This window comes from Brevundimonas sp., from assembly GCF_019636155.1.
In the GTDB taxonomy this organism is placed as follows: Bacteria; Pseudomonadota; Alphaproteobacteria; order Caulobacterales; family Caulobacteraceae; genus Brevundimonas.
Window position 1 is genome coordinate 1 of the sequence record NZ_JAHBYB010000013.1, and the last position, 16,322, is coordinate 16,322.

10 protein-coding genes are annotated in these 16,322 nt (G+C 67.3%); 4 read left to right on the forward strand and 6 right to left on the reverse strand.

Annotated features, from left to right (window positions below):
• Both rpsG and rpsL read right to left on the reverse strand, forming a co-directional pair.
• Window positions 1-372 (reverse strand): 30S ribosomal protein S7 (gene rpsG, locus KF910_RS12345; RefSeq protein WP_292263321.1); only part of this gene is annotated, 372 nt, incomplete at its 3' end.
• Between the two features lie 39 nt (window positions 373-411).
• On the reverse strand, window positions 412-786 hold the full coding sequence (gene rpsL, locus KF910_RS12350) for a 30S ribosomal protein S12 (RefSeq protein WP_292263323.1): 375 nt from the start codon (window positions 784-786) through the stop codon (window positions 412-414).
• Between the two features lie 335 nt (window positions 787-1,121).
• Here rpsL and KF910_RS12355 point away from each other — a divergent pair, with 335 nt between their 5' ends.
• The gene (locus KF910_RS12355; RefSeq protein WP_292263325.1) at window positions 1,122-1,907 is read left to right on the forward strand and encodes a hypothetical protein; all 786 of its coding nucleotides are present in this window, start codon (window positions 1,122-1,124) and stop codon (window positions 1,905-1,907) included.
• A gap of 60 nt (window positions 1,908-1,967) precedes the next feature.
• Here the strand turns inward: KF910_RS12355 and rpoC are convergent, their stop codons facing one another.
• Window positions 1,968-6,164: a DNA-directed RNA polymerase subunit beta' gene (gene rpoC, locus KF910_RS12360; protein ID WP_292263328.1), complete on the reverse strand. Its 4,197-nt coding sequence runs from the start codon at window positions 6,162-6,164 to the stop codon at window positions 1,968-1,970.
• A 141-nt stretch (window positions 6,165-6,305) separates the two neighbouring features.
• The gene (gene rpoB, locus KF910_RS12365) at window positions 6,306-10,430 is read right to left on the reverse strand and encodes a DNA-directed RNA polymerase subunit beta (RefSeq protein ID WP_292263330.1); all 4,125 of its coding nucleotides are present in this window, start codon (window positions 10,428-10,430) and stop codon (window positions 6,306-6,308) included.
• Between the two features lie 369 nt (window positions 10,431-10,799).
• Between rpoB and KF910_RS12370 the strand changes: the two genes are divergently transcribed.
• The 3 genes from KF910_RS12370 to KF910_RS12380 all read left to right on the forward strand — a co-directional run bounded on the left by KF910_RS12370 (window position 10,800) and on the right by KF910_RS12380 (window position 15,133).
• Window positions 10,800-11,450 (forward strand): PAN domain-containing protein, encoded by a 651-nt coding sequence (locus tag KF910_RS12370; RefSeq protein WP_292263332.1) that lies wholly within the window; start codon window positions 10,800-10,802, stop codon window positions 11,448-11,450.
• Window positions 11,451-12,540: 1,090 nt separating this feature from the next.
• Window positions 12,541-13,062, forward strand: coding sequence for an FKBP-type peptidyl-prolyl cis-trans isomerase (locus KF910_RS12375; protein WP_292263334.1), 522 nt, complete (start codon window positions 12,541-12,543; stop codon window positions 13,060-13,062).
• 46 nt (window positions 13,063-13,108) lie between these two features.
• Window positions 13,109-15,133 (forward strand): peptidase M61, encoded by a 2,025-nt coding sequence (locus KF910_RS12380; RefSeq protein WP_323805639.1) that lies wholly within the window; start codon window positions 13,109-13,111, stop codon window positions 15,131-15,133.
• 140 nt (window positions 15,134-15,273) lie between these two features.
• Here KF910_RS12380 and rplL read toward each other — a convergent pair whose 3' ends face one another.
• Both rplL and rplJ read right to left on the reverse strand, forming a co-directional pair.
• Window positions 15,274-15,663, reverse strand: coding sequence for a 50S ribosomal protein L7/L12 (gene rplL, locus KF910_RS12385; protein ID WP_292263336.1), 390 nt, complete (start codon window positions 15,661-15,663; stop codon window positions 15,274-15,276).
• Between the two features lie 59 nt (window positions 15,664-15,722).
• Window positions 15,723-16,238: a 50S ribosomal protein L10 gene (rplJ, locus tag KF910_RS12390; protein ID WP_292263338.1), complete on the reverse strand. Its 516-nt coding sequence runs from the start codon at window positions 16,236-16,238 to the stop codon at window positions 15,723-15,725.
• Window positions 16,239-16,322 lie beyond the last annotated feature (84 nt).

Consider the following 16,322-nt stretch of genomic DNA (forward strand, 5'->3'; position numbering starts at 1 on the left):
TTCGGCGGCCAGCTTTTCGGTCATGGTGTTTTCACCACGGTTGCGGGCGGCGTTGACCAGCCAGCGGATGGCCAGGGCGCGGCGACGGTCGGGACGAACCTCGACCGGCACCTGATAGGTGGCGCCGCCGACCCGGCGCGAACGCACTTCGACCGACGGGGCGACGTTCTCCAGGGCGGTATGGAAGGTGGCGACCGGCTCCTGGTCCTTCTTCTTCTCGGCCAGGATGTCGAAGGCGCCGTAGACGATGTTCTCGGCGACGGCCTTTTTGCCTTCGTACATGACGTAGTTCATGAATTTGGTGACGATCAGGTCACCGAATTTGGGATCCGGCAGGACTTCACGCTTCTGGGCGCGGTGACGACGGGACATGGATGTATCCTCTTGAATCTATAGGGCGCGCAGGGCGGATTACTTCGGACGCTTGGCGCCGTAGTGCGAACGGCGCTGCTTGCGGTCCTTGACGCCTTGCGTGTCCAGCACGCCGCGCAGGATGTGGTAGCGGACGCCGGGCAAGTCCTTGACGCGGCCGCCGCGGATCAGGACCACCGAGTGCTCCTGCAGGTTGTGGCCTTCGCCGGGGATGTAGCACACGGCTTCGTAGCCGTTCTTGGCCAGGCGGACCTTGGCGACCTTACGCAGGGCCGAGTTCGGCTTCTTCGGGGTCGTGGTGTAGACGCGGGTGCAGACGCCGCGGCGCTGGGGCGAACCCTCCAGGGCCGGCACCTTGTTACGGGTGGGCTTGGGCTTGCGGGGCTTGCGCATCAGCTGGTTGATCGTGGGCATTCGATACCGTCTCGACTTCTGTATGGAGGCGTGTGCCTTTCGGCCGGAGCGCCTCATGGACCTTCTTCTGAACGGGAAAGGGTTTCCCCGCCCGGGCGGCTTTGCGAGACCGTGTCGCCGGCTCAAACAGAAAAGCCGGAACGCGCGCTTCGGGCGTTCCGGCGGGCTCAGCCCGTCCGTTCGATTGTGACGATCGCGAGGGACGGCGAACCGCCCGCCTCGAAAGTGCGCGCCCTTTACGCGGCGCCGGGCCCAAGGTCAAGCGGAACGGTCAGAAAGGCCAGCCCCAATACGGCCACGGTCGCTGGCTCCACTGGGCGAAAGCGGGAGGGCGTGTGAGGCGGATCGACTGGACCTGGCCCAGAGGCGCGGAGCGCGGGCGGCTGCCGGCCCTGGTCGCGGCGTCGGTGGCCCTGCACGCCGTGGTGCTGGGCTATATGGCCCTGCGCACTTTCGACGCGCCCAGCCTGCCCGCCTTCGAGCCGGTCCGGCAGGCCATCCCCCTCGATCTCACGCCACGCCCCCTGTTGCAGGGCGAACGACGGCGACAGCCGGCGGCTGCGGTCGAGGCGCCGACCCCCGCCCTGTCGCGCACGGCGCCAGCATCGGAGGCCGCGCCCGTCGCCCCCCGCAGCCGACGCGAGGAGGACGAGACGCCCCAGGCCCCGGCCGGCCGCATGGCCGCCCCGGCCCCCGCGGGCGCCCCGGCCCCGCCCGACGGCGCCTGGCAGGTTCGGCGCGAGAGCCTGGGCGACGGGGTGGCGCGCACCCTGCGCCAGGGCCTGCCCGGCTGCGGCATGATGTTCGACCGGCTCAGCGCCGCCGAACAGGCCCTGTGCGATCAGAGGTTCAACGCCGCCGCCGGCCGCGCCGCACCCCTGGCGGGAACCGGCAACCCCGAACGCGACGCCCGGTTCGCGGCCGAGGGCGAGCGCGAGCTACGCCGCTATGAAGCCCGGCGCCGGCCCCTGTCGGGCGGGACAGGAGTGGTCGGGCCGGGTGACTGTCCGGGATCGAATTTCGGGGTCGGCTGCGCCGGCGCCCACCTGCCCGACGTCCAGGGCGTCGACATGCGCCAGGGCGCGACCACCACCCACAACTCCAGCCAGCGCCAGCGATAGGGCGCGAAAAAGGGCGGCCCGTCGCCAGACCGCCCTTCCCGTCTCGGATCGTCAGGCCGATCAGCCTTCCGAATGCTCCAGCTCGGCGGCCAGGTCGGCCGGCAGGGGCTCGACCGCGGCTTCCAGCGACTGGGTCAGTTCGGCGTCGCGTTCGTTGGCGATCTTCTGCAGCGAGCGCAGATAGGCGCCGGTGCCCGCCGGGATCAGCCGGCCGACGATGACGTTCTCCTTCAGGCCTTCCAGCGTGTCCTTCTTGCCGTTGACCGAGGCGTCCGTCAGGACGCGGGTGGTCTCCTGGAAGGATGCCGCCGAGATGAAGCTGCGGGTCTGCAGCGACGCCTTGGTGATGCCCAGAAGGACCGGCTGGGTGATGGCCGGACGGCCGCCACGCTTCTCGACCTTGGCGTTCTCCAGGGCGGCCTCGGCCACCTCGACCGTGTCGGACTTGATCAGGGTGGTTTCACCCGGATCGACGACCTCGACCTTCTGCAGCATCTGGCGGACGATCACCTCGATGTGCTTGTCGTTGATCGGCACGCCCTGCAGTCGATAGACCTCCTGCACCTCGTTGACGAGGTATTCGGCCAGGGCCTCGACGCCCTGGATGCGCAGCAGGTCGTGCGGGTCCGGGTTGCCGTCGATGATGTAGTCGCCCTTCTGGATCAGGTCGCCGTCGTGGACGGAGATGTGCTTGCCCTTGGGGATCAGGAACTCGACCGCCTCGGCCTGGTTGCCGTCGGCATCCGGCTCCGGGGTGATCTTGATCCGGCGCTTGTTCTTGTAGTCGCGGCCGAATTCGACGCGGCCATCCATCTCGGCGATGACCGCGCAGTCCTTCGGACGACGCGCTTCGAACAGCTCGGCCACCCGCGGCAGACCGCCGGTGATGTCGCGGGTCTTGGCGCCTTCGGTCGGGACGCGGGCGATGATCTCGCCCGGCTTGACCTCGTCGCCGTTCGACACGGACAGAACCGCGCCCACCGGCAGCAGGTAACGGGCGTCCGAACCCGACGACAGCTTGGCGTAGGCGTCGCCCTTGGTGACGCCCATGGCCGGACGCAGGTCCGAGCCGCGCGGGCTGGCGCGCCAGTCGGAGACCACGCGGTTGGCGATGCCGGTCGCCTCGTCGGTTTCCTCGCGGACCGACAGGCCCTCGACCAGGTCTTCGAAGCGGATCACCCCGCCCACCTCGGTCAGGATCGGGGTGGTGTAGGGGTCCCACTCGGCCAGACGCTGACCCTTGGCGATGTCGCCGCCGTCCTTGACGCGGATGCGGGCGCCGTAGGGCGCCTTGTGCGTCTCGCGGTCCTTGCCGTCGACGGTGACGACGACCACCACGTTGCGGCTCATGGCCACCAGGTCGCCGTGGGCGGCCTTGACGGTCGGGCCGACGATCTTTGCCTTGCCGGCGTTGGTCGCCTCGACGAACGAGGTCTCGGCCACCTGGGCCGTGCCGCCGATGTGGAAGGTCCGCATGGTCAGCTGGGTGCCCGGCTCGCCGATCGACTGGGCGGCGATGACGCCGACCGCTTCGCCGATGTTGACATTGGTGCCGCGCGCCAGGTCACGGCCGTAGCACATGCCGCAGATGCCGGCCTCGGCCTCGCAGGTCAGGGCCGAACGGACCTTGACCGACTGGACCCCGGCGGCCTCCAGGGCCTCGACCTCTTCTTCCTGCAGATAGGTGTCCGCGGCGAACAGGACGGTGTCGGAACCCGGCTCCTTGATGTCCTCGGCCGCATAGCGGCCCAGCACGCGCTGGCCCAGCGAGACCAGGACGTCGCCGCCCTCGACCACCGCCTTCAGGGTGATGCCGCGGGTGGAACCGCAGTCTTCCTCGGTGACGATGGAATCCTGGGCCACGTCCACCAGACGACGGGTCAGATAGCCCGAGTTGGCGGTCTTCAGGGCGGTGTCGGCCAGACCCTTGCGGGCGCCGTGGGTCGAGTTGAAATACTCAAGGACGGTCAGGCCTTCCTTGAAGTTCGACACGATCGGCGTCTCGATGATCTCGCCCGAGGGCTTGGCCATCAGGCCGCGCATGCCGCCCAGCTGCTTCATCTGGGCCTGCGAACCGCGGGCGCCCGAGTTGGCCATCATGAACACCGAGTTGATGTCCGGCGCCTGGCCGTCGATCAGGACGCGCGGCTGGGCGATCTCGCCCATCATGGCGTCGGCGATCCGGTCGGTGGCCTTGGCCCAGGCGTCGACGACCTTGTTGTATTTCTCGCCCTTGGTGATCAGGCCGTCGGCGTACTGTTGCTCGTACTCCTCGACCTGCTTGCGGGTTTCCTCGACGAACTCGACCTTCTTGGCCGGGATGACGATGTCGTCCTTGCCGAACGAGATGCCGGCCTTGGCCGCCTCGCGGAAGCCCAGCCCCATCATCTGGTCGGCGAAGATGACCGTCGCCTTCTGACCGCAGTGGCGATAGACCACGTCGATCAGGTTGCCGATCTCCTTCTTGGTCAGGTTCTTCTCAAGCAGGCGATAGCCGACGTTCGGATTCTTGGGCAGCAGGGCGCCCAGCTTCATCCGGCCCGGGGTGGTGTCGATCACCTTGGTGACCAGCTGCCCCTCGGCGTCCATCTCGGTCCAGCGGGCCTTGATCTTGGTGTGCAGGGTCACCACGCCGGCGTCCAGCGCCGCGTCGATCTCGCCGATGTTGGCGAACAGCTTGCCCTCGCCCGGTTCGCCGTCCTTGACCAGCGACAGGTAGTAGAGACCCAGGACGATGTCCTGCGACGGCACGATGATCGGCTTGCCGTTGGCGGGCGACAGGATGTTGTTCGTCGACATCATCAGCACGCGCGCCTCCAGCTGGGCCTCGAGGCTCAGCGGGACGTGAACGGCCATCTGGTCGCCGTCGAAGTCGGCGTTGAAGGCGGCGCAGACCAGCGGGTGCAGCTGGATGGCCTTGCCCTCGATCAGCTTGGGCTCGAACGCCTGGATGCCCAGACGGTGCAGGGTCGGCGCCCGGTTCAGCATGACCGGGTGTTCGCGGATCACCTCGTCCAGGATGTCCCAGACCTGCGGCTGCTCGCGCTCGACCATCCGCTTGGACTGTTTGACCGTGCCCGACAGGCCCTTGGCGTCCAGCCGCGCATAGATGAACGGCTTGAACAGCTCCAGCGCCATCTTCTTGGGCAGGCCGCATTCGTGCAGCTTCAGATCGGGGCCGACCACGATGACCGAACGGCCCGAATAGTCGACCCGCTTGCCCAGCAGGTTCTGGCGGAAGCGGCCCTGCTTGCCCTTCAGCATGTCGGCCAGCGACTTCAGGGGCCGCTTGTTGGCGCCGGTGATGACCCGGCCGCGACGGCCGTTGTCGAACAGGGCGTCGACCGATTCCTGCAGCATCCGCTTTTCGTTGCGGATGATGATGTCCGGCGCCCGCAGCTCCATCAGGCGCTTCAGGCGGTTGTTCCGGTTGATGACCCGGCGATACAGGTCGTTCAGGTCCGAGGTGGCGAAGCGGCCGCCATCCAGCGGCACCAGCGGGCGCAGTTCCGGCGGGATCACCGGCACGACCGTCAGCACCATCCACTCCGGCTTGTTGCCGCTGTCCAGGAAGGCCTCGATCAGCTTCAGGCGCTTGGACGCCTTCTTGGCCTTCATCTCCGACGGATTGTCGGCCAGTTCGGCGCGGTGCTTCTCGGCTTCCTGATGCAGGTCGATGCCCATCAGCAGGTTGCGGACGGCCTCGGCGCCGATCTCGGCGGTGAAGCCGTCATCGCCGAACTCTTCCTGATACTGGTAGAATTCGTCCTCGCTCAGCAGCTGGTTCTGCTTCAGCGAGGTCAGGCCCGGCTCGGTGACGATGTAGTTCTCGAAATACAGGACGCGCTCGACGTCCTTCAGCGCCATGTCCAGCATCAGGGCGATGCGCGACGGCAGCGACTTCAGGAACCAGATGTGGGCGACCGGGGCGGCCAGTTCGATGTGACCCATCCGCTCGCGCCGGACGCGGGCCAGGGTGACCTCGACGCCGCATTTCTCGCAGATGATGCCCTTGTATTTCATGCGCTTGTACTTGCCGCACAGGCATTCATAGTCCTTGGTCGGGCCAAAGATACGGGCGCAGAACAGGCCGTCACGCTCGGGCTTGAACGTGCGGTAGTTGATGGTCTCGGGCTTCTTGATCTCGCCGAACGACCACGACCGGATCTTCTCCGGCGAGGCCAGGGCGATCTTGATCTGGTCGAAGGTCGGGGCGACCGGGACCGGGTTGAAGATGTTCAGGACGTCCTGGTTCATCTTGGTTTCCTTGCTGCGGGTTGGCCCGCGATAAATAGTGTCGGATGAACAGTGATCAGTGGTCGGTGATTAGTGACTAGTGGCTGGGACGAGGCGGCTTTCGCCACTAATCACTAGCCACTAATCACTTTTTCCACTGCCTCAGCCGTTCTCCAGCTCCACGTTCAGGCCCAGCGAGCGCATTTCCTTGACGAGCACGTTGAAGCTCTCGGGAATGCCGGCCTCGAAGCTGTCGTCGCCGCGGACGATGGCCTCGTAGACCTTGGTGCGGCCGGCCACGTCGTCCGACTTGACCGTCAGCATCTCCTGCAGGGTGTAGGCGGCGCCGTAGGCTTCCAGGGCCCAGACCTCCATCTCCCCGAAGCGCTGGCCGCCGAACTGCGCCTTGCCGCCCAGCGGCTGCTGGGTGACCAGCGAATACGGGCCGATCGAGCGGGCGTGGATCTTGTCGTCCACCAGGTGGTGCAGCTTCAGCATGTAGATGTAGCCGACCGTGACCGGACGCTTGAACTGCTCGCCGGTCTGGCCGTCGAACAGGATCGACTGGCCCGAACGGTGCAGGCCGGCGTCTTCCAGCAGGCGCTCGATGTCGCTGATGTGGGCGCCGTCGAACACCGGGGTGGCGAACGGCACGCCCTTGGACAGGTTGCGGGCCAGCTCGATCAGCTCGCCCTCGTCCGACGGCAGGGGAGTGTCCTTGCCATAGACGGACTGCAGCCGCTCGATCAGGGCCTTCTTCTGACCACCCTCCTGCCAGGCTTCCAGCAGGCCGGCGATCTGCTTGCCCAGGCCGGCCGCGGCCCAGCCCAGGTGGGTCTCGAAGATCTGGCCGATGTTCATGCGCGACGGCACGCCCAGCGGGTTCAGCACCACGTCGACCGAGGTGCCGTCCTCCAGGTGGGGCATGTCCTCGATCGGCAGGATCTTGGAGATGACGCCCTTGTTGCCGTGACGGCCGGCCATCTTGTCGCCGGGCTGGAGCTTGCGCTTCACGGCCACGAAGACCTTGACCATCTTCATCACGCCCGGCGGCAGTTCGTCGCCGCGCTGCAGCTTCTCGACCTTGTCCTCGAAGCGGCGGTCCAGCGCCTTGCGGGCGTCCTCGAACTGCTTCTTCATGGCCTCGAGCTCGCCCATGGCCTTTTCGTCGTCCAGGGCGATCTGCCACCACAGGCCGCGCGACAGGTCGCCCAGCTTGTCTTCGGTGATCTCGCCGCGGCCCAGGCCCTTGGGCCCCGACACGGCGGTCTTGCCCAGGATCAGGGGCTTCAGGCGGCCATAGACGTTGCGCTCGAGGATCTTCAGCTCGTCGTCGCGGTCCTTGCCCAGACGCTCGATCTCGGCGCGCTCGATGGCCATGGCGCGCTCGTCCTTGTCGACGCCGTGGCGGTTGAACACCCGCACGTCGACGATGGTGCCCGCCACGCCCGGCGGCAGACGCAGCGAGGTGTCGCGGACATCCGACGCCTTCTCGCCGAAGATGGCGCGCAGCAGCTTCTCTTCCGGCGTCATCGGGCTTTCGCCCTTGGGCGTGACCTTGCCGCACAGGATGTCGCCCGGCTGGACCTCGGCGCCGATGGCCACGATGCCCGCCTCGTCGAGGTTGCGCAGGGCCTCCTCGCCGACGTTGGGGATGTCGCGGGTGATCTCTTCCGGCCCCAGCTTGGTGTCGCGGGCCATGACCTCGAATTCCTCGATGTGGATCGAGGTGAAGACGTCGTCGCGCACGATACGCTCGGAGATCAGGATCGAGTCTTCGAAATTGTAGCCGTTCCACGGCATGAAGGCGACCAGGGCGTTGCGGCCCAGAGCCAGTTCGCCCAGGTCCGTCGACGGGCCGTCGGCGATGACGTCGCCGAACTTCACCTCATCGCCCACGCGCACGATCGGGCGCTGGTTGATGCAGGTCGACTGGTTGGAACGCTGGAATTTCGACAGGCGATAGATGTCGACGCCCGAACGGCCGGCCTCGACGTCGCCGGTGGCGCGCACCACGATGCGGGTGCCGTCGATCTGTTCGACCACCCCGTCACGACGGGCCACGACCACGGCGCCGGAGTCGACCGCCACGACGCTTTCCATCCCGGTGCCGACCAGAGGCGCATCGGTCTGGACCAGCGGCACGGCCTGACGCTGCATGTTGGCTCCCATCAGAGCCCGGTTGGCGTCGTCGTTTTCCAGGAAGGGGATCAGGGCGGCGGCGACCGAAACGACCTGTTTCGGCGACACGTCCATCATGTCGACCGTTTCCTTGGTCAGCAGCTGGGATTCGCCGTTGACCCGGCCGGGGACCAGCTCCTCGACGATCTCGCCCTTGTTCAGCTCGATATTGGCCTGGGCGATGACGTGCTTGGCCTCTTCCATGGCCGAGATATAGACCACCTCGTCCGTGGCCTTGCCGTCCTTCACGCGCCGGTAGGGGCTTTCGATGAAGCCGTATTTGTTCACCCGGGCGTGGGTGGCCAGGCTGTTGATCAGGCCGATGTTCGGGCCTTCCGGCGTCTCGATCGGGCAGATGCGGCCATAGTGGGTCGGATGGACGTCGCGGACCTCGAAGCCCGCGCGCTCGCGCGTCAGGCCGCCCGGGCCCAGGGCCGACAGGCGACGCTTGTGGGTGATCTCAGACAGCGGGTTGGTCTGGTCCATGAACTGCGACAGCTGCGACGAACCGAAGAACTCGCGCACGGCGGCGGCGGCCGGCTTGGCGTTGATCAGGTCGTGCGGCATGACCGTGTCGATATCGACCGAGGACATGCGCTCCTTGATGGCGCGCTCCATCCGCAGCAGGCCGACGCGGTACTGGTTCTCCAGCAGCTCGCCCACCGAACGGACCCGGCGGTTGCCCAGGTTGTCGATGTCGTCGATCTCGCCCTGGCCGTCCTTCAGCCCGACCAGGATCTGCAGCACCTTCAGCACGTCTTCCTTGCGCAGCACGCGAATCTCGTCCGAGACCTCGGGGCTTTCCAGGCGCATGTTCATCTTCACGCGGCCGACCGACGACAGGTCGTAGCGTTCGGAATCGAAGAACAGGCTGTTGAACATCGCCTCGGCCGCTTCCGGCGTCGGCGGCTCGCCCGGACGCATGACGCGATAGACGTCGAACAGGGCTTCCTCGCGGTTGCTCGACTTGTCGATCCGCAGGGTGTTGCGCATGTAGGCGCCGACCGTGACATGGTCGATGTCCAGCACGTCGATGGTGGTGAAGCCGTTCTCGACCAGGAGGTCGATCGAGGCCTGCTCCAGCTCGTCGCCGGCCTCGGCGTAGATTTCGCCGGTCTGCATGTTGACCGCGTCATTGGCCAGATATTTGCCGATCAGGGCGTCCGCCGACAGCGACAGCGACTTGACCGTCTCGCCCAGCTTCTTGGCCTGGCGGGCGCTGATCTTGGTTCCGGCCGGGGCGATGACCTCGCCGGTGTCGGCGTCGATCAGGTCGAACTCGGGCTTCACCCCGCGCCAGCGCTCGGGCTTGTAGGGGGTGACCCAGCCGCTCTCGCCCTTCTTGGTCCGCATTTCGTAGGGCACGGTCTCGTAGAAGGTGCGCAGGATCTCCTCGCCGTCCATGCCCAGGGCATAGAGGAAGGTGGTCGCCGGCAGTTTGCGGCGGCGGTCGATGCGGACATAGACGATGTCCTTGGCGTCGAACTCGAAATCCAGCCACGACCCGCGATACGGGATCACCCGGGCGGCGAACAGCAGCTTGCCCGACGAGTGGGTCTTGCCCTTGTCGTGGTCGAAGAAGACGCCCGGCGAACGGTGCATCTGCGACACGATCACCCGCTCGGTGCCGTTGACGATGAAGGTGCCCTTGTCCGTCATGAGCGGGATGTCGCCCATGTAGACGTCCTGCTCCTTGATGTCCTTGACCGAGCGGGCGCCGGTTTCCTCGTCGGCCTCGAACACGATCAGGCGCAGCTTGACCTTCAGCGGCGCGGCGAAGGTCATGTCGCGCTGGATGCACTCCTCGACGTCATACTTCGGGTCCTCGAACTCGTAGGTGACGTATTCCAGGACGGCGCGTTCGTTGAAGTCCTTGATCGGGAAGACCGACTTGAACACCGCCTCGACACCCTGGTCCTTGCGCGGGGCCGAGCGGTCGCGTTGCAGGAACTGTTCGTAGGACGCGCGCTGAACCTCGATCAGGTTCGGCATCTGCACCGCCTCGGGGATGCGCCCGAACGACTTGCGGATGCGCTTCTTGCCGGTGAACGAGGTGGCGGAGGCGATCTGGGCGGCGAGCGCGAGACCGTCGATGGACTTGGCCATTCTGTTTTCCCAATCAGCGGGCCGGGAGGCGGACCCGCAATCAATGCAGCGGCCACGGCGCGCCTATCCGGCGTCCGCGGCGTTTAAGGTTTCGGCGTCCACCCTCGGCCCGATCCGGGCCAGGACGCCTGAAATGCAGGGCTCCCTTGGGGAGGAGCGCGTCTTCGCACCGGTCGGAGGGCGACGGACCGGGCCTCGACGCTTTCGCGCGCGACTCGTACGGAGTGATGCGGAACGCGCTGATATACTCGCTTTTCGGACGAAATAAAGGCCGGGGTCGCGGTTTCTTTTCCGCCGCGTCAGGAAAGGAAACTGGCCCCCGCCGGGATGGGCGGCGATCCTCGGTCGCGAACCCTCGGAGAAGCCCTCATGCGTCTCGCCATCCTGGCCGTTCTCGCCCTGACCGCCGCCCTCGGCTGGGGCGCCGCCTCGTCCGCGCGACAGACCGGCGTCGCCCCGGTCGGCAGCCCCGCGCGCTGTCTCGCCGTGGCCTCGGTCATGGTCGAAGCCGAGTCGGAGTCAGTCCGCGCGGGCCGGATGATTTTGGCCTTGGGCGAAACCAATGGCGCATCCCAGGCCGACATGGCCCGCACCCGCCAGTCGGTCGAGGAGGCCGAACGCGCCGTGGCCTCGTCCCGCGCGATCGCCGCCCGCTTTCCCCCGGACACGCGCGTCGATGCGACGACCAAGCGCCACCTGATGGATGCGGTCAGCATCGGCGCCCTGCGCACCGAACTGGCCGACTGCGCCGCCTCGCCCGCAGCCGCGCCGGCCCCGTCCCGCGTCGTCAACGGCTTCGTTCGCGAAGACGGACAGGACCGTCCGGGCAACGACCTTGGCATGGTCGAGGTGCGGACCGACGACTTCGAGGCCTGCCGCGCCCTGTGCGCCGCCAACGACCGTTGCCGCGCCTTCACCCTCTACACCCCGCCGCCGCGCGAAAAGAGTTTCTGCTGGCTGAAACACGCCGCCGGGCCGGCCAGGGCCGATCCCCACTCCGTCGGCGGCGTGCGGCGGTAGCGGCCTTAGCTACCCCTCTCATCCCTCTCCCATCGGGAGAGGGTCAGGAACGCCAACTGCGCGCGCCAGGGAACCCAACCCCCTGATCCCGCGCGCCAATCCCGCCGCCAACATCATCTCACACGCCTGGGCTGAGAACGGCCCTATACTCCCCAGGTCCCGTCGCATGGGGAGGCCGCGAGGCCAGCGACTTCGCGGCGGCGGGAGCGGAGGAAGCGGGGCTGTGCGTTGTGTCACTCACACGCATGGGCCTGCGGTCGTCGGATCGGACAGTCATTGGCGACGGGTCCGGCGACCGAGGGAGGGCCGAGGGGGTTACTCTGGCCGTTCCGGGACCGGGTCGTTGGCCCGGCCCGCCCGCCGCGGGCCACCGGGAGTAGCCGAAAAGATCGGCGCCCGCCCCGAGCTCGTGGAAACCCTCCGTGCGGAGCGTCAGACCTCTCGCCGAACACGGCACTCATACATCCCCGCCGGGCGATGGCCCGACGCTCCGCCGCCTTCCCATCACTTCGCAGCATCCGCTGGCGCGGAGGCGCCGCCAATTCCGCCCTCAAGCCGCGAGCCGCCGCGCGGCGAGCATAGGGCAGGCCATTGCCCTCAAGCCGCGAGCGACCGCGTCGCGAGCATAGGGCAACCAACAAGCCTTCTCCCCTTGTGGGAGAAGGTGGCCCGCGCAGCGGGTCGGATGAGGGGGAGGCCTGATCCAGGCTGATCATCAGACGCCCATCGCGCGGACCCAGCCCCCCTCATCCGTCAGGCTTCGCCTGCCACCTTCTCCCACAAGGGGAGAAGGACGATGGGGCGCTAAGGGGCTCTTCGGGACACGACGAACAGACCCCCTCCGTCTCGGCCGCTGCGCATCCGATCCACCTCCCCATCGCTGCGCGACAGGGAGGAGACGGACGGGGCCAGCATCCGACGCCGTCTCACACGCCGGAGAGACCCCTCATCCGTCAGGCTTCGCCTGCCACCTTCTCCCGCAAGGGGAGAAGGACGATGGGGCGATGGAGGGGCGCTTGGACCACGCGACGAACAGACCCCTCCTTGAACCCCGTTTCTGAGGGCGCAACAGGATGCTAAGCGTAGCCACATGACCCAGTTGATCGCCCCCGCCATCGCCGCCATCGCCGCCCTTTCGCTCGCCGCCTGCGCCACCGCCCCGGCGGCCCCGCCCGCGCCGACCGTTCCCGCCGGCCCTGCCAGCCAGGAGGGCTGGGACGCCGGTCAGGCGGCCTATCTGGCCTGGAACGGACAGCGTCGCGGCTGGACCACCACCGCCTCCGGCCTGCAGTATCGGCGGGTGGGCAGGGCGCATCCCGACGGCGCCCAGCCGGTCGCCGCCGATACGGTCAAGGTCCACTATCGCGGCGTGCGCATCGACGGGGTCGAGTTCGACAGTTCCTACAAACGGAACGAGCCGGCCGAATTCCCCCTGAACCGCGTCATCCGTGGCTGGACCGAGGGGGTGGCCCTGATGCGGGTGGGCGAGACCTATGAGTTCGTCATCCCCGCCGACATGGCCTATGGCGCGCGCCGCGTCGGCGCGGACATCCCGGCCAATTCTGTGCTGATCTTCACCGTCGAATTGCTGGACGTCGCGCGCGCCGGCTGATCGGCCGGGCGGGCGAACATGAACCCGATTTAAGATTGCGGCGGCCGTGCGGCGCTTGACCCCCCGGACGGCGCGGGGTCACCTGCGCGCCGCCGCGCGTCCTGCGGCCATGATCCGGGTTCCGAAGATGAAGCGTCACCTGCTGGCCGTCTGCGCCGCCGCCCTGCTGATCGTCGCCGATGGGACGGCGCTGGCCCAGACCGCGGCCCCCGCCCTGCCCCGGCCCCTGCCGCCGATCCCGGAGACGCAGGACATCGCCTATCCCGGCGTCATCGACGTGGCGGTCGACGCCACCGATGTGCAGCGCCGCGTCATCTCGGTGCGCCAGACCATCCCGGTGGCGGCCGCCGGTCCCATGACCCTGCTGTATCCGGCCTGGATTCCCGGCCATCACGGCCCGGTCGGGCCGATGCGCAACATCGCCGGCCTGGTGATCACCGCCGACGGCCAGCGGCTGGACTGGCTGCGCGACACGGTCGACACCTTCGCCTTCCACATCGACGTCCCCGCCGGCGCCCGCTCCATTCAGGTCGAGTTCCAGTGGCTGACCCCGATCGACGACAGCACCCAGCGCACCGTCTTCACCGACGAAATCGTCAATGTGCAGTGGGAGAAGGCCCTGCTCTATCCGGCCGGCTACAGCCACCGCCGGATGATGTTCCGCCCGACGCTGAAACTGCCCGAGGGTTGGGGCTATGGCGTGGCCATGCCGACCACCGCGACCGAGGACGGCTGGATCCGCTTCGACCCCATCACCCTGGAGCATCTGGGCGACAGCCCGGTCTTCGCCGGCATGCACTATCGGATGGTCGATCTGGACCCGGGCGGCCGCTCGCCGGTGCGGCTGCACATCGTCGCCGACAAGCCCGAGAGCCTGAACGCCTCCGACGAGCAGATTCAGCTGCTGCGCAACCTGGTGACCCAGGCCGACCGGCTGTATCACGCCCGCCATTTCGACCATTACGACATGCTGCTGGCCCTGACCGACCGGCTGGGCGGCATCGGGCTTGAGCATCACCGCTCGTCCGAGAACAGCGCCGATCCGGCCTTCTTCACCAACTGGGGCGGCCTGCGCGGTGATCGCGAACTGCTGCCGCACGAATACAACCACTCTTGGAGCGGCAAATTCCGGCGCCCGGCGGACCAGTTGGTCAACAATTTCAACACCCCGCTGCAGAACAGCCTGCTGTGGGTCTATGAGGGCAACGACCAGTACTACGGCCTGGTCCTGGCCGCGCGCTCGGGCCTGCTGAGCAAGGAGGACGCCCTGGCGTCCCTTGCCTCGGCCGCCGCCGCCTATGACAACAATCCCGGCAATGCGTGGCGCGCCCTGCAGGACACCACCAACGACCCGATCTACACCCAGCGCCGGCCCCAGGCCTGGCCCAGCTATCAGCGCAGCGAGGACTATTACCGCCAGGGCCAGATGATCTGGCTGGAGGCCGACACCCTGATCCGCGAACAGACCAACGGCCGCAAGTCGCTGGACGATTTCGCCCGCGCCTTCTTCGGCATGGACGACGGGGTGTGGGATCCCAAGCCGTTCGAGTTCGCCGAGATCGTCTCGGCCCTGAACGGCGTCATGCCCTACGACTGGGCCGCCTTCCTGCGCGAACGGCTGGACGGCGTCGGCCCGACGGCGATCGAGCCCCTGTCCTGGATCGCCCGCAGCGGCTACCGGCTGGTCTATGACGACAAGCTGCCCGAGTTCCAGAAAACGCTGAACAGCGAATACGGCCGCAACGACTTCACCTATTCCCTGGGCTTCATGGCCAGCAACGCCAACCGGATCACCGGCGTCCAGTGGGGCGGCCTGGCCTGGCAGGCCGGTCTGACCAAGGGCTGGGACATCATCGCCATCGGCGACCGGGCGCCCACGCCCGAGGGCCTGCGCGAGGCGGTCACGGCGGCCAAGGACAGCACTGATCCCATCGTCCTGACGCTGAAGCGCGGCGACCGGGTCCGCACCGTCAGCTTCGACTACCACGGCGGCCTGCGCTATCCGCGGCTGGAGCGGGTTCCCGGCACGCCCGACCGCCTGGGCGACATCCTGGCGCCGCGGGCGCGGTGAGGAGCATGCCTAAAGTCCCTCTCCCGCTGGGAGAGGGGCGGGTGCGGCTGTAATGGCGAAACCGCCTGTTGCACGAAAAACGGGCCGGGGAGCGATCCCCGGCCCGTCGATCGTCAGCCGCGAGGCTGGCGCAGGACAGATTACTTGATCTGGACCTTGGCGCCGGCTTCCTCGAGCTTCTTCTTCAGCTCTTCGGCGGCTTGCTTCGAGACGTTCTCGACGACGTTCTGCGGAGCGCCTTCGACCAGGTCCTTGGCTTCCTTCAGACCCAGGTCGGTGCGGACGCCGCGGACTTCCTTGATGACGTTGATCTTCTTGTCGCCGCCGTCGACCAGGACGACGGTGAACTCGGTTTGCTCTTCGCCAGCCGGAGCGGCTTCAGCGCCGGCGCCGCCGCCGGCGGGCATGGCCATCGCGACCGGAGCAGCGGCGCTGACGCCCCACTTTTCTTCCAGCAGCTTGGACAGTTCGGCGGCTTCGAGGACGGTCAGCTTGGACAGGTCTTCGACGATCTTGGACAGGTCAGCCATGGTTCGTTTTCCTTCGGAGGATTGGGTTCAGTAGAGGGTTATGCAGAGATGGAAGTCGCTTAAGCGGCGTCTTTCGTGGCGTAGGCGTTGAACACCCGCGCCAGTTGACCCGCAGGCGCCTGGACCACGCCGGCGATCTTGGTCGCAGGCGCGTTGAGCAGACCCAGCAGCGAGGCGCGGATCTGGTCCAGCGACGGCAGTTTGGACAGGGTTTCGACACCCTTGGCGTCCAGCACCTTGTCGCCCATGAAGCCGCCCTGGACGACGAACTTGTCGTTGCCCTTGGCGAATTCGGCGGTGACCTTGGCGGCCGTCACCGGATCGGGGGCGTAGGCGATGCCCACCGGACCCTTGAACAGGGGGTGGTAGTCGCTGCCCTCTTCGGCTTCGAGCGCCTTCAGAGCCAGGCGGTTCTTGATCACCTTGAACGCGGCGCCTTCCTTGCGGAGGCGGCCACGCAGGTCTTCCATTTCCGCAACGGTCAGACCCAGGTTGTGGGTCACGACCACGGCGCCGGCGTCAGCGAAGACGCCCTTCAGCGTCTCGATCGACTCGGCCTTTTGTGCGCGGTCCATTGCGGTCTCCAGTCTTGGTATTCGCCGCCGGGGTCATTCCCGACGACGGATTGGCATGGCGCGCCGCATCGCTGCGAAACGTCC